Source organism: Aeromonas dhakensis (assembly GCF_002285935.1).
GTDB classification, from domain to species: domain Bacteria; phylum Pseudomonadota; class Gammaproteobacteria; order Enterobacterales; family Aeromonadaceae; genus Aeromonas; species Aeromonas dhakensis.
On the sequence record NZ_CP023141.1, the window covers coordinates 1905228 to 1922194 of the forward strand.

The 16967-nt window shown below is 56.9% G+C and carries 15 protein-coding genes and 1 pseudogene; 13 read left to right on the forward strand and 3 right to left on the reverse strand.

Going from position 1 to position 16967, the window contains the following annotated elements; translation table 11 throughout:
* The first annotated feature begins 192 nt into the window (after positions 1-192).
* From CK627_RS09355 to nqrE, 6 genes are all read left to right on the forward strand, one after another.
* On the forward strand, positions 193-912 hold the full coding sequence (locus CK627_RS09355) for a disulfide isomerase DsbC N-terminal domain-containing protein (protein WP_095592180.1): 720 nt from the start codon (positions 193-195) through the stop codon (positions 910-912).
* Positions 875-2605: a single-stranded-DNA-specific exonuclease RecJ gene (gene recJ / locus CK627_RS09360; RefSeq protein WP_042006918.1), complete on the forward strand. Its 1731-nt coding sequence runs from the start codon at positions 875-877 to the stop codon at positions 2603-2605. The genes CK627_RS09355 and recJ overlap by 38 nt, the downstream gene beginning before the upstream one ends.
* A 149-nt stretch (positions 2606-2754) precedes the next feature.
* Complete coding sequence (locus CK627_RS09365; RefSeq protein ID WP_095592181.1) at positions 2755-3936, forward strand: MerR family transcriptional regulator; 1182 nt, start codon at positions 2755-2757, stop codon at positions 3934-3936.
* A 40-nt stretch (positions 3937-3976) separates the two neighbouring features.
* Positions 3977-4480 carry a GNAT family N-acetyltransferase gene (locus CK627_RS09370; RefSeq protein WP_017788440.1) on the forward strand — a complete coding sequence of 168 codons (504 nt, stop codon included), beginning with the start codon at positions 3977-3979 and terminating at the stop codon, positions 4478-4480.
* Between the two features lie 318 nt (positions 4481-4798).
* Entirely contained in the window at positions 4799-5092 is a 294-nt protein-coding gene (locus tag CK627_RS09375) for a hypothetical protein (RefSeq protein ID WP_095592182.1), read from the forward strand.
* 160 nt (positions 5093-5252) lie between these two features.
* On the forward strand, positions 5253-5852 hold the full coding sequence (nqrE, locus tag CK627_RS09380) for an NADH:ubiquinone reductase (Na(+)-transporting) subunit E (RefSeq protein WP_010633144.1): 600 nt from the start codon (positions 5253-5255) through the stop codon (positions 5850-5852).
* Positions 5853-5900: 48 nt separating this feature from the next.
* On the opposite strand, the gene CK627_RS09385 is transcribed toward nqrE, so the two are convergent.
* Positions 5901-6470 (reverse strand): RBBP9/YdeN family alpha/beta hydrolase, encoded by a 570-nt coding sequence (locus CK627_RS09385; protein ID WP_095592183.1) that lies wholly within the window; start codon positions 6468-6470, stop codon positions 5901-5903.
* Positions 6471-6907: 437 nt separating this feature from the next.
* Between CK627_RS09385 and CK627_RS09390 the strand changes: the two genes are divergently transcribed.
* The 7 genes and pseudogenes from CK627_RS09390 (at position 6908) to CK627_RS09415 (ending at position 13152) form a co-directional block, all read left to right on the forward strand.
* Positions 6908-7558, forward strand: a complete 651-nt coding sequence (locus CK627_RS09390) for a TnsA endonuclease N-terminal domain-containing protein (RefSeq protein ID WP_095592184.1) — start codon at positions 6908-6910, stop codon at positions 7556-7558.
* Complete coding sequence (locus tag CK627_RS09395) at positions 7555-9414, forward strand: TnsB C-terminal domain-containing protein (protein WP_095592185.1); 1860 nt, start codon at positions 7555-7557, stop codon at positions 9412-9414. Before CK627_RS09390 ends, CK627_RS09395 begins: the two co-directional genes overlap by 4 nt.
* Positions 9411-10287 (forward strand): annotated as a pseudogene (locus CK627_RS09400) (TniB family NTP-binding protein). Before CK627_RS09395 ends, CK627_RS09400 begins: the two are co-directional and overlap by 4 nt.
* Before the next feature lies 1 nt (position 10288).
* Positions 10289-11170 (forward strand): TniQ family protein, encoded by an 882-nt coding sequence (locus CK627_RS09405; protein ID WP_095592186.1) that lies wholly within the window; start codon positions 10289-10291, stop codon positions 11168-11170.
* A gap of 118 nt (positions 11171-11288) precedes the next feature.
* Positions 11289-11711, forward strand: coding sequence for a very short patch repair endonuclease (locus tag CK627_RS09410; RefSeq protein ID WP_302476481.1), 423 nt, complete (start codon positions 11289-11291; stop codon positions 11709-11711).
* A gap of 68 nt (positions 11712-11779) precedes the next feature.
* Complete coding sequence (locus CK627_RS22535; RefSeq protein WP_157737164.1) at positions 11780-12172, forward strand: hypothetical protein; 393 nt, start codon at positions 11780-11782, stop codon at positions 12170-12172.
* A complete protein-coding gene (locus tag CK627_RS09415; protein ID WP_095592187.1) occupies positions 12169-13152 on the forward strand; it encodes a DNA cytosine methyltransferase in 984 nt (327 codons plus the stop codon). The genes CK627_RS22535 and CK627_RS09415 overlap by 4 nt, the downstream gene beginning before the upstream one ends.
* A 40-nt stretch (positions 13153-13192) precedes the next feature.
* Here CK627_RS09415 and CK627_RS09420 read toward each other — a convergent pair whose 3' ends face one another.
* Entirely contained in the window at positions 13193-15295 is a 2103-nt protein-coding gene (locus tag CK627_RS09420; RefSeq protein ID WP_157737165.1) for an ATP-binding protein, read from the reverse strand.
* 112 nt (positions 15296-15407) lie between these two features.
* Positions 15408-16946, reverse strand: a complete 1539-nt coding sequence (locus tag CK627_RS22540) for a hypothetical protein (RefSeq protein ID WP_157737166.1) — start codon at positions 16944-16946, stop codon at positions 15408-15410.
* Between the last annotated feature and the right edge of the window lie 21 nt (positions 16947-16967).

The window sequence follows — 16967 nt, forward strand, 5'->3', positions numbered from 1 at the left end:
GGAAAACAGAGGATGACCGTCGTGTTTCCTGTCGTCCCGGTTAGCTTGCTGGGGCTTTGCCCGATTGGCAACCTGTCAGATCGGGATTTTTTGCGACCCTTCTATTAACTAATCAGTAATCAAGCAGTTGAGGCGAGCATATTTGCTGAGTAACCTTGTGAGTCCATTCGTTCATGCCAAGTGAGTAAAAAAGTGCACTATTTACTGCTGGGAATGATGCTGCTGGGCTCTTTTGCCGTCAGCGCGGGGATGGATCCCCAACTGTTGAAACAGACCATAGAGCGGCGGCTCGGGGTGCAGGTCTATCTGGTGGACGAGACCCCGGTCTCTGGCCTCTATCTGCTGGGCACGGCGCAGGGGCCCCTCTATACCGATGCCAAGGGCGACCATGTGCTGCTGGGCACCATGCTGGATCTGGCCCACGACATGAAGAACCTCACCATGCTGGGCCAGCGTCAACAACGGCAGCTGGCCCTGGCCCAGATCGGCGAGCGGCGCATGCAGCTCAAGGCCGTGCCCGAGCGCCACCGCCTCACCCTGTTTACCGATCTCGCCTGCCGCGGCTGTCGCACCACCTTGGATGAGCTGTCCGCCTTGCAGGCGAGGGGGGTGAGCGTGCAGCTGCTGCCGGTGCTTGGCCCCTTTGCCGATCTGGCCGAGGCGCAGGCGCGCTGGTGTGATCCCGGGCTGCTGCGCGAACTCGACCTCAGTGATCGTTTGCCTGAGAGCGGCTGTAATGAGATCCTTGCCCATCATATCGGCCTGAGCCAGTGGCTCGGGATCAAGGCACTGCCGAGCTGGGTCCTGCCAAATGGCGACCTGCTGCGCGGTTATCAGAGCCCTGAACAACTGCTCAAGATACTGGATCACATCGATGCCCCTGCTAATCCGTCGTCGTCCGCGCGTGGATGATTCCCATCTGCCCGCCACCCTTCATCCCTTGCTGCGGCAAATCTTCGCCAGCCGTGGGGTCGAAGACCCTGCCCTGCTGGAGCGCAGCGCCAATCAGCTGCTGCCACCCCAGCGCCTGTTCGGCATGGCGCAGGCAGTGCCCCTGCTGGCCGAGGCGCTGACGGCGCAAAAGCGCATTCTCATCGTCGGTGACTTCGATTGTGACGGCGCCACCAGCTCGGCCCTGTGCGTGCTGGCCCTGCGCGCCATGGGGGGGCGCCACATCGATTTTCTGGTGCCCAACCGCTTCGAGTTCGGGTATGGCCTCACCCCCGAGATCGTCGAGCTGGCGGTGGCCCGCGGCGCCGAATTCCTCATCACGGTGGACAACGGCATCTCCAGCATCGCCGGGGTGGCGGCAGCCAAGGCGGCCGGCATGCAGGTACTGGTTACCGATCACCATTTGCCGGGCCAGGAGCTGCCTGATGCCGACGCGATAGTGAACCCCAACCAGCATGGCTGCGATTTTCCCTCCAAGTCTCTGGCCGGGGTCGGGGTCGCCTTCTATCTGATGGCGGCGCTCAACACCCATCTGCGCCAGAGTGGCTGGTATGAGCGCCAGGGGCTGCGCGCCCCCAACGTGGCGGATTACCTGGATCTGGTAGCCCTTGGCACGGTGGCCGACGTGGTGGCGCTCGATGGCAACAACCGCATCCTGGTCCATCAGGGCCTGCAGCGGATCCGGGCCGGCCGCTGCCGCCCCGGCATCCAGGCGCTGGTGGACGTGTCGGGCCGCGATGGTCGTCGCCTGTGCGCCGCCGATCTCGGCTTTGCGCTGGGGCCGCGCCTCAACGCGGTGGGCCGGCTCGACGACATGTCCCTCGGGGTCGCCTGCCTGCTGAGCGAGGACATCAACCTGGCGCGCCAGCTCGCCTCCGAAATGGACAGCCTCAACCAGGAGCGCAAGGAAATAGAGCAGGGGATGCAGCAGGAGGCGCTGGCCACCCTGGAGCAGATCCGGTTTCGTGATGGCGAGGTGCCCTCCGGTATCGTGCTGCACCGGGACGAGTGGCATCAGGGGGTGGTGGGGCTGGTGGCCTCCAAGGTGAAGGAGAAGTACTACCGCCCGGTCATCGCGTTTGCCGAGAGCAGCGAGACCGAGCTCAAGGGCTCCGGGCGCTCCATCCCCGGGGTGCACCTGCGCGATGCGCTGGAACTGCTCGATACCCGTCACCCCGGCCTGATGGGCAAGTTTGGCGGCCACGCCATGGCGGCCGGGCTGACCCTGCCCAAGGCAAATATCGAGGCCTTCGGGCGGGCGTTCGAGGCGGTCATCGGCGAGCTGGTGACCCCTGAGCTCTTGACCGGGGTGCTGCTCACCGACGGCGAACTGCTGCCGGACGAGCTAACCCTCGAGCTGGCGGAGCTGATCCGTGCCTCCGGCCCCTGGGGTCAGGCCTTCCCCGAGCCGCTCTTCGATGGCGAGTTCGTGCTGGTGCAGCAGCGGCTGGTGGGGGAGAAGCACCTCAAGATGATGCTGACCACGGATTCCGGCCACGCGGTGGATGCCATCGCCTTCGGGGTCGACTTGCAGCGCTGGCCCGATGCCTCGGTCAAACGGGTGCGGCTGGTCTACCGGCTCGACGTCAACGAGTGGCGTGGCAACCGCAGCGTGCAACTGCTGGTGGAGCATCTGGAGGCCGCCGGCCTCTGATCCGTGAGTCTCTCTTGCTGCCGATGACGGCCACCTCAGGGTGGCCGTTTTTTTATGGTGTTAACCCGGATTTTGCCGTTGACCCGTCTATTGCTTCACAGTTTAAGCTTCCCTTCATCGGGTCATGGATCCCACTGCGAGTCGCTGTCATGAAAATATCCGAACTGGCCAGGCGCTGCGGCCTGGCCCGCTCCACCCTGCTCTATTACGAAAAGCTGGGGGTGATTGCGGGAACGAGGGGCGCCAACGGTTATCGCCACTACGACGATGAAGATCTGCAGCGGTTGCGGATGGTACAGGCCCTGCAGGCCGGCGGGCTCAGCCTCAAGCAGTGCCTCGCCTGTCTGGCGGGGGAGCTGGAGCAGGCAACGCTGCAGACCCGGGTCAGGGAGCTGGATGAGGAGCTGGCGCGGATGCAACGTGCCCGGGATCTGCTGGCGGATCTCGCCGGTTTGCGTGCGCACTCCGGCGACGAGTTCAAGGCCTGGCAGCGGCAACTGCAGCATCAAGCCCCGCAGGCCTACTTCGACTGGGTGATGAAGCAGGGATTCAGTGAAAAGGAGCGCTACCACTTGCAGTGGCTGAGCAAAGACATGAACGAGCATGATCGCTACATCCAGGATTTTAAACAGTTGCTGGATGGCATGAGCTATTGGGGACCGGGAGATCGCACCTTCACCCAGCAGCAGTTTGCCGCGCTGTCCATGGCGCCTCGCCGGATCCTCGACATGGGCTGCGGGCGCGGCGCCGCCACAATGGCGCTGGCACAGGTGACGGATGCCGCCATCGTGGCCATTGATCTCGACGAGGAGGCGCTGGCCGCCGTGGCCAGATCGGCCAGCGCGGCTGGCTTTGAGCAGGTCACCACCCTGTGCGCCAACATGGCGGCGCTACCGGCAGAGCTGGCCCCCGCCGACCTTATCTGGGCCGAAGGGAGCGCCTACACCATAGGGGTGGCCAATGCGCTCAAAGCCTGGCGGGCGCACCTTGCCGGCCCTGATGCCTGCATCGTGCTGAGCGACCTGGTGTGGCTGACGGACACGCCGCCAGAGGAGGCGCTGGCGTTCTGGCAGCGGGATTATCCTGCCATGCAGACCCTGGCTGGCCTGCTGAAGACGGTGCAGGAGGCGGGGTATCGCTGCCTGTGGCACACCGAGTTACCGCAAAGGGCCTGGCACAACTATCTGGATCCCATCGAGCGCAATCTGGCGCGCCATCGCGCCGAGCTGGGGGATAGCCCAGCCTGGCAGGATCTGAGCCGGGAAGTGGCCATCCACCGCCAATACCTGGGCAGCTATGGCTATGTGATCTGCTGCCTGCAGGCAGTCTGATCAGGCCATCCATTGAAAGAGAGCAAACGGAGAAACCCTTATGAACATCCTCATTCGACCCGAAACGGGCGCCGATCACGACGCCATTGAAGCGGTGACCGTGGCCGCATTCCTGAAGGCCCCCCATACCGATCACAACGAGCAGCTGATCGTGCGCGCATTGCGCCAGGCCGGGGCACTCAGTCTGTCGCTGGTGGCGGAGCAGGAGGGGCGAGTGGTCGGCCACCTCTGCTTCTCGCCGGTGACCATCAGCGATGGCAGCCCGCACTGGTATGGCCTTGGCCCCATTTCCGTCTCCCCCGAGCTGCACGGCAAGGGACTGGGTTCACGGCTGATGGAGGCGGGTCTGGCCGAGCTCAAGGGGATGGGGGCGGCAGGTTGCGTGGTGCTGGGGGATCCCGGCTTCTACGGCCGTTTCGGCTTCGTGTCCGAGCCGGGGTTGACGCTGCCCGGCGTGCCGGCCGAGTACTTCATGGCCCGCTCGTTCGGCGCCGCCATGCCCAGTGGTGAAGTGCGCTACCATCAGGCCTTTGAGCAGGGGTGAGTCCTCACCATGAGAGCAGGCGTCATGGCGCTTGCTCTCATGGTGGTTTTTAATTGCTGGATTTTTTGATAATCAGGGTTTTTAGCATCGATTAAAGCTGATTTCCCATATGGTAAATTCAATAAATCGAGGAATTGTGATAAATTCGCCCTTCTTGTTCCTCTTTGTTTGAACCGGATGCATCCCTTGTTGCCCCCTGGCCGACTGTCGACCTGGTCGATGGCCCTCGCCATCGCCTGCCTTCTCTGGCTTGCCGCCTATGCCGCGGCAGGGGTCGTTGCAACCCCGGGGCCGGCAACGGGAGGGCAGGAGGGCTCGATGCAGCTGCACGAGCCGGCCCAGAGAGGGCTGCTCGACAGCGTCAGCCTGCCGCCAGCCTCCCAGTGGCGGCTCGGCTTCGAGCAGGGGCGACGTCTGGAAGGGGCCGCTCATGCCGAGCTCTACCAGATGCTGCTGGCCTGGTTCCAGCACGAGATCCTCGGCCTGCTCTGCGGCCTGCTTTTCTTCCTGCCCCTCATCTACCTCAGGCAGCTGGCCGACCACTTCGGCTATCTGCATCGGCGGCTGCGATACTGCCACCATCTGCAATTTCGGTTCTGCCACAGCGACTAGAGGCCGGCTGCACGCCACGCGCCCGTTCGATCCGAGCCTGATCCCAGCCACAAAGTGCGACCTGTGGGTCAGGCTCCGATCCGGCGCCTCTTGCACCGCCTTCGTGCCCGCTTGTGCGCAGGGAGGCGGCTCCCGTTCGTACCCGTTGTGAGCCGACCCGATGGACTATTACGTAAACCTCTTCATTCAATCGATCTTTGTGGAAAACTTGGCGCTGGCCTTCTTCCTTGGCATGTGCACCTTCCTGGCCGTTTCCAAGAACATCAACACCGCCTTCGGCCTTGGCCTGACGGTGCTGGTGGTCATGGTGATCGCCATCCCCCTCAACAACCTGATCTACCGCCATATCCTGCGCCCGGAGAGCACCTTTCTCGGCGAGTTTGATCTGAGCTTTCTCGATTTCATCGTCTACATCGGGGTGCTGGCGGCGCTGGTGCAGGTGATGGAGATGGTGCTCGACAAGCACTTTCCGGCGCTCCATCACGCGCTGGGCATCTATCTGCCGCTGCTGACGGTGCACTGCGCCATCTTCGGCGGGGTGATGTTCATGGCGCAGCGGGACTACGACTTCATCGAATCTGTGGTGTATGGAGCGGGCTCAGGCCTGGGCTGGCTGCTGGCCATCGTGGCCATCGCCGGCCTGCGCCAGAAGATGAAGTATGCGGATGTGCCCGAGGGGTTGAGGGGGATTGGCATCACCTTCATCGTGGCCGGGCTGATGTCGCTCGGCTTCATGTCCTTCTCCGGCATGTCGTTCTAGCCGGGTCGAAAACAACAACGGCCACCCTGGTGGCCGTTGTTGTCTGCCTCAGCCCTCCGCCAGCATGGCGAGCAGCCGGTCGTGCACCAGCGGCAGGGTCAGAAAGCCGTCCCGGTCGAGGAAGTGGCCGCCATGCTCCAGGCTGTAGAGCGGCGCGGACAGTCGCTCGCTCAGGTGCTGGCTGTAGGGATAGGGCACGATGGCATCATCCCGGGAGGCGACCACCACCCGGCGGGGGGCCAGCGCCATGATGCGGGCCGGGTCATAATCCGGGGTCATGAAGGGATCCAGCTCCGGCAGGGTGTGCAGCGGCTGATCGAAACCGGAGACCAGCAGGATCCCCCCCACCTGGCTGCCGGCGGGCAGCCGGTCGAGCTGACGCAGTATGGTGATGCAGCCGAGGCTGTGGCCGAGCAGGAAGGTGCGCTCGTCGTGATCCCGCACTAGGCTGTCCATGGCCGCGTCCCAGGTGGCGGGCTTTGGGTGGTGGGGGTCAGGCATGGCCAGCACCTCGACCCGGACATCCCGGGCCTCGAGTTCGGCCTTGAGCCAGGGAAACCAGTGAGCGTCGGGGGAGGCGGTATAACCGTGCACGATGAAGAGGCGGGTTTGAGACATGGCATATCCTGGGCGGTTGACGATAACGGCGCCACATCATAACAGCGACCAAGGCCCCTCGACATGCCCGTTTCGGGGGCGCCAACCAGCAGGATGTGCTTTGCGACTTGCATAAAAAAGAGCGCCAGAAGGCGCTCTTTTGCTGTCGGCGGGCAGAGGCTTATTTGACCTCTGTGAATTCCAAAATTCCTATGTACTGGTACGGCCATTTCTGACGAAATTCACACAATTATCCGCGACTATATGGCTAATATGGGAAGGTGGAGCGCAACAATACAACGTTATACGGTACTGGTTTGAAACGGGATGGAGTCAGTTTGGCGGTGCTGCCACACACCCGGCGGGCCCTGCCCGATGTTTCGCCAGGGCCCTCCATATGTTATGCCTAGATCTGTCACCTCATTGATTTTAAAAGCCTGTTTGGTTAAGGACGATCCATGCCGGTACGGAGCATTCCCAAGAATTACAGAAACGTCACCGGGGTGGCCGCCCACAGCAAGGCCGTTGGAAAGGTGATGTTCGAGTCTACGCTGGAGCGGGATTTTCTTTCCCTGCTGGAGTTCGACCGGGAGGTCGAGAGCTTCGAGGTGCAGCCGGTGAGGCTGAACTGGCAGGATGGCAGGGGAAGGGTCAGATCCTACACGCCGGACGTGCTGGTGTGTTATCGGAACGGAAGCCGGCGTCCGGTGCTCTGGGAGGTGAAGTACCGCGACGACCTCCGCGCAAACTGGCAGGAGTACAGATCCAAGTTCAGAGCCGCGGTGAGGTACGCCAGGGAGCGGGGATGGCGGTTCCGGCTGGCGACGGAGCGGGAGATCCGCGGGGTTAGGCTGGTCAACGCTAGGTTTCTGTTGCCAGTCCTGAGACGCGGTTGTCCTGACGCCGGCGACGTCTCTTCCGTCCTGGATGGTTTGCGGGTATCGGGCAGTTCCACCCCGGCCCTCCTGCTGGCTTCGCTCAGTCCGGACACGACGGAAAGAGCCCGTCTGCTGCCGGTGCTTTGGTATCTGGTGGCGACCGGACGGGTGGAGACGGATCTCGGAAAAAAGCTGACCATGGCGAACAGGATATGGAGTGCTGGCACATGAGCGGGACCAAGCTGTTGGATCTGCGGCCGGGCAAGGCGGTCGCCTTCAAAGACCACCCCTACCGCATCGTGGAGGTGCTCTCGTTCACCGAGGTGCAATTGGTGGACGAGACGACCAGGGAGATCCTGACCGCGCCAGTGTCCGAACTTGCGGTGCCGGAGAAAACCGGGCAGATAAGGCCGGATATCAGTACGGTGGACGAGTGCTCCTGGGCGCTGGCCAAGTCCAGGTTGGCGATACTCAAACCGCTGCTCAACAAACCTGCCCGGACCCGTGCCGAGGTGGCCGCTGTGGCCGCGCAGCACTCGCTGCACGTCAACACCCTCTATGTCTGGCTCAGAGCCTACGAAGGTAGCGGTCTGCTTTCTTCCCTGCTGCCCAAAGGCCGCAGTGACAAGGGACAGGGACGGATAAACGAAGCGGTTGAAGAGCTGATCCGGGAGGCCATTGCGGCAGTGTATCTCACCAAGCAGCGCAAGTCCCAGCGCAAGGTGTGTGAGGAGGTCAGGCGCCGCTGCCTGGAGGCGGGCGAGCCGCCGCCGCACGACAACACCGTCAGAAACCGCATCAGGGCCCTGTCGGGGGAACTGGTGACCGCCAGACGTCTGGGGCGCAAGACCGCAGATCTCGACTTCCGGCCCCACGAGGGCAAGTTCCCCGGGGCCGACTGGCCACTGTCCGTGGTGCAGATAGACCACACCAAGATCGACATCATACTGGTGGACGATCATTACCGAAGGCCGGTCGGGCGGCCCTGGATCACCCTGGCGTTTGACGTGTTCAGCCGGGTGGTGACTGGCTTCTACGTATCCTTCGATCCGCCGGGTGCCATGTCGACGGGGCTCTGCCTGGTGCACGCCTTCCTGTCCAAGGAACGCTGGCTGTCAGGGCACGATGTCAGGAGCGGCTGGCCCGTGTGGGGGCTGCCGGCGAAGATCCATGCCGACAATGCCAAGGAGTTCAGGGGGGAGATGCTACAGCGGGCCTGCGAGGAGTATGGTATCGATCTCGAATGGCGGCCCGTGGGGCGCCCCCAGTTCGGCGCCCACATTGAAAGGGCCCTGGGCACGTTCTCTAAGGAGATCCACGAGCTGCCCGGCACCACCTTCTCCAACACCAGGGAGAGGGGCGACTACGACTCGGAAGGCAAGGCATCCCTGACCTTGTCGGAATTCGAGACCTGGCTGACTACCTATATCGTCGACGTCTACCACCAGAAGGTACACTCCTCGCTGGGAGCCAGCCCCATGGCCGTCTATCAAAAGGGCATCTTCGGCGACGACGACAATCCCGGGTGTGGGCTGCCGGCCAAGGTGGCGGACGAGGACCGGCTTAGGCTGGACTTGATGCCGTTCGAGCTGCGCACCGTGCAAGATTACGGCGTCGTCATCGACGAGGTCCACTACTATCACGACGTTTTGCGAAGGTGGATCAACGCCAGGGATGCGTTGGAGTCTAGGCGCAAGCGCAAGTTCATGTTCCGGAGTGACCCGAGGGACATCAGCGTCATCTGGTTTTACGATCCCGAACTGCAGAGTTACTACCCCATACCCTATCGTGACACCTCCCATCCGGCGATCAGCATCTGGGAACTGCGTGAGGCCAGAAAGAGCGCCCAGGCCCAGGGTGGCGGGGAGATAAACGAGAGGGCGATCTTCGGCGCCTACGAGCGGATGCGGGAGATTGAGCAGAAGGCAGTGGAGAAAACCAAATCGGCCCGCAGGGCAGCCCAGCGACGGCGGCTGCACGGCTCAGCCGAGAAACCGACGGCAGGCGTTCGGGATATGCCGGCCCTGACAGGCTTTGTGAACGAGCCGGAGATCCAGCCGTTCGACGAGATGGACGACATGTCATGAGCGACCTCGAACACCTCAACGACTCGGCCAGAGCCCTGCTTGCGTTGCCGGACGAGGAGCGGATCCTGAAGATCCGCTCAGAACGCTGGATCGGCTATCCCAGGGCCAAGTCCATTCTGGCCAGACTGGAGGAGCTGGTCGCCCATCCCCGCACCCACCGCATGCCCAACCTGCTGCTGGTCGGCGACACCAACAATGGCAAGACCATGCTGGCAAGGCGTTTCGTACAGGCCCATCCGGCCCGGGACAATCCCGCCGGTGATCCTGGTCCAGGCTCCGCCGGTGCCCGACGAGGGGCGTTTCTACAACGCCATACTGGAGCTGCTTTTCGCCCCCTACCGGCCGGGCGAAAGGGTGGACAAGAAGCAGTTCCAGGTGATGAAGCTGCTGCGCTACGTGGAGCTCAAGGTGTTGGTCATCGACGAGATACACCACATCCTCGCCGGCAACCTCAATCGGCAGAGGGCCTTTCTGAACGTCCTGAAGTATCTGGGCAACGAACTGCAGATAAGCATCGTCGGCGTCGGCACCAGGGACGCCTTCCGGGCCATACAGACGGATCCCCAGCTCGCCAACCGGTTTGAGCCCGTCGTGCTGTCGAGATGGGGGCCGGACAACGACTTCCTGCGGCTGCTGGTGAGTTTCGAGCGGATGCTTCCCCTGCGCAACCCTTCCCGTCTGCACGGCGCAGACCTCTCTGCACGGCTGTTTGCCATGAGCGAGGGTTACATCGGCGAGCTCTCTCGGGTGCTGACCGAGGCCGCGGCCCACGCCGTGCTGAGCGGCCGGGAGCGGATCGACCTCAAAACCCTGGACGGCATCGGCTGGACACCTCCGTCCGAGCGCAAGCGCCGTATCGACAGGGTCTACTGACGTGCTTTCAGGAGCCCTGTGGCCGGCCCATCCCAAGCCCCTGCCCGGGGAGTGCCTCTCCTCCTGGCTGGTGAGATGCGCCCATCACAATGGCCTCAAGGTCCAGACCTTCTGTGACCGGGTGTTCGGCAAGGAGCACCAGGTCTGGAACCGGGACGTCGACCGCCTGGCACCGCCCTGGCTCCTGCAGGCCATCACGGCGGGAACCGGCGTCTCCCACCACTTGGCAGACAACGCCACCATGAAGCTGTTCGAGGGCAGGCTGTTCGAGCATCGAAACCGGGGAGGACAACTGCGCTGGGTGCTGCTGCTTGGGCAATACCACCGCCTGCACCAGGGGTTCGGCATGCAGTATTGCCCGCTGTGTCTGGGGGAGGACAGTGAGCCGTATTACCGCCTTTCTTGGCGGCTGGCTTTTTACACCTTCTGCCCCCGACACCAGACCCTGCTGCTGGATCGCTGTCACGCCTGCGGCGCCCCGGTCGCCTTTCACCGTATCGAGCAGGGCCGGCCTGGGCGGTATGACACGCCGAGCCTGAACGAGTGCTGGCAATGCCAGGCCAGATTGAGTGACGCTCAGCCGTTTGAGCTGGAGAGATGGCATCAGGGGGTGTTCCAGCGCTGGGAGCGCTGGTTGAGTGCGGTAGACCGCCAGTTCGTAAACTCGGGGCGTATCGACTACGGCTGCATGGCGCGTCTGCACGAGATCTGCCGTCGGATAGTATCGGAGCACAAGTTCCCCTCGCTGCAGCGCAATCTCTGCCTGCGCAGTGGCAGGCCCGTACTGCCGCTGACTGTCAGCCGGCGACCGTTTGAGCATAGGGAGTTACAGGAGCGGCACTACGTGCTGGGGCTGGCGTGGTGGTTCATGCAGAGACGATAGCAAGGAGCGATTAAACTTCGGGAGCGATATAACTTTTATCGCATAGATTAGAAAAAATTACCGTTGGACTATTTTGAACCATCATGCGTTCTAAAATTTATATCAGTCATGTCGAACTGTGCACTGGTATAAGATTTTGGAAAAAATTTCGAAAGAAAAAAGAAGTGACATCATGAAAAAGGTCCGCAGAGAAGGAACTGGGCCGGAGTTGCGTGTCAGAAAATATCTCTTCAGCAAAGGGTTAAGATATCAAGTCTGCCGTAAGGACCTTCCAGGTTCTCCTGATATTGTGTTTTCAAAAAAGAAAATGGCAATTTTTGTTCATGGATGCTTCTGGCATCAGCATCTTGGTTGTCGAAAAGCTACGATTCCTAAATCGAATTCCGAGTTCTGGATAACTAAGTTTAAAAAAACAAAAGAAAGGGATGTTAGTGTCAAGGGAAAACTTAATGAAATGGGTTGGAGTGTAATAATTATATGGGAGTGTGAAATAGACGACGCAACGTTGGAGAAGCTTTTTGAACAACTGTTATCAGTTTAATTTTACTTGCACTGTCTCATTTTTATGATACAATTTTATCAATTGTAGTTTATAGGTGAGACGGTTAAATGGGCGATTTTGCTTTTAGTAACAAAGAGATAAGTCTCCTTGTCTCTAAGGAGTTGAGTCGCAGATGTTGGAGCATTCGTAGCTGCGTTGCTCAGTACAACCACAAAAGAAAGCGTGATCCTTTTTACATGGAACATCCTGAGTTAAATAAGGATTTTCTTCTAAGGATAAAAAACAACAAGTTCGAAGTTGCTAACGAGAGGGTGGCGAAACTTTGCCAATTTCTTGGGATAGAAGTTTCAAAAAGAAATCCTATAAAATCAGAGCTACGTGAAGAGTTCGACAGAGTCGAAGCGTTGCTGGAAGAACATCCGAATCTAAAAAGGCAGCTCAGCTCTATTCTTAACGGGATTGCTGATATAGCTACTGACGCAAGGAGTGCAAAAAAGTGAATTCCTATAAGATAGTGGAGCTTTTTTCAGGGGCTGGACTGATGGGGTGTGGTTTCAAGGACGCCGGATTCCAGAGTATCTTTGCGGCAGAGCTAGATGGTCGGGCAGTTGCTACGTACAACAAAAATATTGATCCCGTTGCTCAAGTTTGGGATGTGACAGAAGTTAAAGATGGACTTTGTTATGATGTCTTAGTTGCCGGCCCACCCTGCCAAGGGTTCAGTACATTGGGAAGGCGAGACCCTAAGGACAAAAGGAATTCGCTGTCTCTGTCGGTATATCATTGGGCTGAACAGCACAGACCAAAGGTTGTCCTCATTGAAAACGTGCCACAGTTCCTTGAGTCTAAGTATTTTACAACTTTAAAAAGAAAATTTAAAAAAATTGGGTACTCGTGTACCACTTGGATTTTAAACTCAGAGTTTTATGGCGTTGCGCAGAGAAGGTTAAGAAGCTTCACCATATTTTCATCTATTGGTATCCCAATTAAGCCAGAAGAAAAAATGGATCGTCTTACCGTAAGAGACGCTTTCAAAGGGCTAAGTAATAAACCGACAGGAGACAACTACCACATTGCGCCGGAGCCAAAAGGAATTGCGCTCGAGAGGATGAAAATCATTCCTCCCATGGGTGATAAAAGAGATGTGATGTCAAAAGCTCCGCACCTTTGCCCTCCTAGTTGGATAAAAATGGGAAACCAAGCCGTCGATGTGTGGGGGAGAATGGATTGGGAAAAACCAGCCAATACATTAAGGTGCTCTTTTCAGTCAGCGTCTAAAGGCAGATATATTCATCCAACAGAAAACAGAGTTATTTCCCTGCGAGAAGGGGCAAGAATACAAGGTATCCCTGATTCTTGGGAGTTCGTTGGGGATAGAAGCTCAATTGCGAGGCAAATCGGAAATGGTGTTCCAGTGCCTCTTGCCAATGCAGTGGCTAGCTCAATATTTGATCTGTTGGATGCGATTCATAAAAAATAAAATAAATGCCCACTAAAACTAAATTTAGTGGGCTGAATTATTAATTCAGTTCTTCGTTTAGTCTTTTTTCTTCCGCTTCAAAAATCTCGATGCCATTTTTGTGAACTTGCTGGGCTCTAGTAAGCAAGTCCAATATGTCAAATATTGAATATTTCGTGTTGGGCCCAATCTCGGTTATCTTTTGAAGAAGATGTCTTTTTCCAGTTGCTTTAGTATCAGCATTGGGCTTTGTGCCAATCAGATAGCCTCTGACCCTTACGCTCTTCCCCAGTTTTGTGGTCAAATACTCGCTGGTTTTGAACATGTATTCTTCTAGCTGTATTAAGTGATTAACCTCTAGCTCGATACCTGGAGATTTTAATTCAACAATAATAATGTCATCTGGATTTGGTTGATTCGCGGCAACAAAGACAAGGTCAGGCCTTGTCATGTCATCTTCAAGAGAATCCTCTTCTGTCAGTGCATCATCAATATTTAAAATGCTATTTAATGTTTTGCATAGCTCACCCATCGGCTTGTCGCTAGTTAGATATGATGCAAACTCAGGTTGTATTAACCATGGTGAGTCCTTAAATAAACCATGGAGTTCCTTTTCGTAGCCTTTACCCTTTCGTGTTGATATTGATTCTGTGTGTAGCTTATATAACGCACCTATAGCTTTGGATCGTCCTCTGTAGAGTTTTAGAAGATCGCTGGTTTCCATTCTCGTTAATTCTACTAAGGAGTGAGCTAGGACAGGTATGCTCTTAGGATCGGTTTCAAGCTCGATAAGCCTTGTCAAAACTTCACTGGCGTTGACTGCCTGAAGCATGATAGGTGCCATTTCTCTGTACGTGCTACTATTAATTCCATGCTCACGCCCAATGACCTTAAGGATTTGTCTGGCAGCCTTTTGGGACTTTTTGTTTACTTGTTGAAGTGGGCTTAATATTCCTTTGCTGAAATCATCATTATCCAAATTATTATCAATTTCTTTATCTCTGAATTTATAGTGTTCGGCTAATGCTGTTTTCATCAGAGCAGTCACTGAATCAAAAAGATGGTCGACAACAGGATTGTCTTTGTTCAAGCCCTCTCGGCTTGTAACAATGAAGTCATTCTCAAACTCATCTATCGCGTCCGCTATTACAATACACTCCATGTAATCTTGGCCATGAAAATTATGGACGCCAGAATGTAGTTTTAGAAGACTTGGGCCATGTGTCAGACGGCCATGGGAGTATATTCTTGCACCTCTTCTTTCTGCAGGGAGGCTAGCTCTTTTTTTCTTCTTTTCATCGGTGGCACCATAATCATCTGGTCGCGCTCTAAACCTTATGAGGTATTGGAAGGAAAATGTATCGTCTTCATCTATTTGTACTATTTCAGATGCCATTTTGTCCATGGAGTTGCCAGCAGGATAAGAAAACTCCCAGTCAATCTCTTCTTCTTTTACAACGGTATTGTTTAGATATATATGAAAATCTTTATCTAGAATGCAAAACGTTCTCGCTAAGATGTTATTTATCCTGTCTTGACTTGCTTTCATTGAGTCGCAGCGAAGTTGACTGAGTGTGATTTCAGTAAATTGATCATCTGAGGATAAGTCGTTTTCGTACGAGGCCTTAAATCTTGCATTTCCCAAATCATCATGTTGTTTTATGTTGATGTAGTCCATTTCGAAGGTTGTGGAATAATATTCACCAGCTCTTTTGCTAGTCACTTTGATATGTTCTGCTGCACCAAATCCGGCTAATTTACCAACTCCCTTTCTACCCATTACTCTTCGCAGGCCAGATTCAGTAAATATTTTTGTTGGTTTTCCATCATCATCTTCGCGACGATTTCTTGTGACCGAAAGAAAAAAATCCTGTATTTGTTTTGCAGACATTCCATGTCCATCGTCTCTTATTTTTATCGTAATGTCTGAAGGTAAAGGATCGTAAATAGCCGAAATATCTGACCGTATACCTGCCTTCTTGTCTTCTTTAGCTTTACTTCGTATGATTCTTTTTGCAGAATCAATTTTGTCAAAGTCCATTTCTATATAGACATTTTTTGCATCTGCGTCATATGCATTTGCCACGAACTCAGCTATGCATTTTGCAACGGATGAATACATGTTGTGGCCCATGGTCTCAAGCATGCCAGAGTGTATTTTCATGTGAAAATCCTCTGGCCTTTCAGAATGGGCTTGTCTATCTAGGTTAGTCGATGACTCAGGTGCTGTACTTATTACTGAGATATGAGCTGTACTCTGTGGCGAGATAAGATCGTTATTCGTAGTCATGAAACTTGTCCCTATATAAGCCAGTGACTCTTCTTGATATAGCGTTAGAACAATGTATTGGGTTAGGCCATGTATGTTTAAGTGATATAACATGTATTCCCTGTGGATAAAGCATACTAACGTTGGCCCAAGTACCATTCTTTATCGCCAATCCACTTAGAAGCTGATGGATTGATATGTTGGAAGACAACACATGGGTTTGGTTGAACAACAATGCCAGCGTACAGTGTTCATTTTGACGTTGTTCAAACTCAATCAGCGAATACCATCTTTCCTGGTAACAGATATCCGCGATGATCACCCGCCGGCGGGTACGGATATCCGAATCCAGATAGGACCACTGCCTTTTACCGGCCGGCTTGGTCAGGGGGATAAACTCGATCAGCGGATCCGGCTCCCGGATCCTGGCGGAGAATTCCGGCTGTCTGTCCAGCTCCTCGATGGCTGCGGCAAAGGTCTGGAAGCTGGCCGGCAGGGCCTTGCGGCGTTGATGTTGCGTGACCACCTTGCCGGTTCCGACGACTGAACCGTTGTTCTCGCCGGTCCCGGTCCCCAGCTCTCCGGACACGGCTGTCTGCACCGGTATCAGCCGGCTGGCGTAGCGGCATTCGCTTTTGGGCGGTTTCTCGGCTTTCCTGCCGGCGATGGCGTCAAAGCGGGAGGACGGCAGGGGAATGATTTCGGTGGAGCACTGCTTGTTCGGCTCGCTTCGGTTTTGCAGATCCTTTCCCTGGTATTCCTCTGAGCGGATCTTTCCGGGTCCGAACGCCGGCTTTTTCTCTGCGTCGGGAAGATCGGTTCCGGCAGGGGAGCGGGTGTTGTCGTTGTCCCTGTCTATCACCAGATCGTCGAACGGGAAGGGGGCGCTGCAGTGGGTCAGGGACAGCGCCAGATGCCGCCAGCTGCCGTCGTCGGACTGGATGCGCTTGCACCTGGCCTGCAGTGTGGTGCGGCCGGAGAACGGGAACTGCGTCTCCAGCTGCAGGGGTTCGTGGTTGAGGGAATGGCGCATCATGCTGTCGTGCGGCAGGGTTGCCCCGGTCCAGGCCTCCTTGGAGGCGAGTATCCTGGCGAGCACCCAGGCGTCGTCGTCCGTGAAATGTTGCCTCAATCCTATAACGAACTTGCTTTGCCCGGGAAGCGTTCCGGTTCTTTTGAGGCTGATAACCGAAGCTATGTCATGTTTCAGGGCGCCGGAAAACACGGTATGGGCAAGATCGGTCGAAACCAGATAGTAAAAACGGAGCAGTTCGGTCATGGGGATCAGCAGCCCCAGGGGATCGTCATTCCAGGTGACGGCCATCAGCCGGGTTTTGCCGTTGCCGACGCCAAACCTGTAAAACCGGGGGCTGATGAGCCAGCCGCCGCCGACCCGGTGGTTGGCGGTGACGAGCCGGGTTGTGCCGGGACTGACAAGCAAATCCTTGAACGTCTCCTCCCGGCCGGCGTAATGAGATTGGCAGATGCCATCCTTCCAGAGTGAGCCGATGCACAGCAGCGGCAGCTGACCGGTGCCGACCAGCACGGTCGTCTGCTCCTGGGCGTT

Coding starts and splice junctions, on each gene's coding strand:
- CK627_RS09420 (WP_157737165.1), bottom strand. CDS start 15,295: ATGAAAATACACTCTGGCATGCTTGAGACCATGGGCCACAACATGTAT.
- CK627_RS09395 (WP_095592185.1), top strand. CDS start 7,555: ATGAGCGGGACCAAGCTGTTGGATCTGCGGCCGGGCAAGGCGGTCGCC.
- CK627_RS09385 (WP_095592183.1), bottom strand. CDS start 6,470: ATGTCTCAAACCCGCCTCTTCATCGTGCACGGTTATACCGCCTCCCCC.
- recJ (WP_042006918.1), top strand. CDS start 875: ATGCCCCTGCTAATCCGTCGTCGTCCGCGCGTGGATGATTCCCATCTG.
- nqrE (WP_010633144.1), top strand. CDS start 5,253: ATGGACTATTACGTAAACCTCTTCATTCAATCGATCTTTGTGGAAAAC.
- CK627_RS09365 (WP_095592181.1), top strand. CDS start 2,755: ATGAAAATATCCGAACTGGCCAGGCGCTGCGGCCTGGCCCGCTCCACC.
- CK627_RS09375 (WP_095592182.1), top strand. CDS start 4,799: ATGCAGCTGCACGAGCCGGCCCAGAGAGGGCTGCTCGACAGCGTCAGC.
- CK627_RS09390 (WP_095592184.1), top strand. CDS start 6,908: ATGCCGGTACGGAGCATTCCCAAGAATTACAGAAACGTCACCGGGGTG.
- CK627_RS22535 (WP_157737164.1), top strand. CDS start 11,780: ATGGGCGATTTTGCTTTTAGTAACAAAGAGATAAGTCTCCTTGTCTCT.
- CK627_RS09370 (WP_017788440.1), top strand. CDS start 3,977: ATGAACATCCTCATTCGACCCGAAACGGGCGCCGATCACGACGCCATT.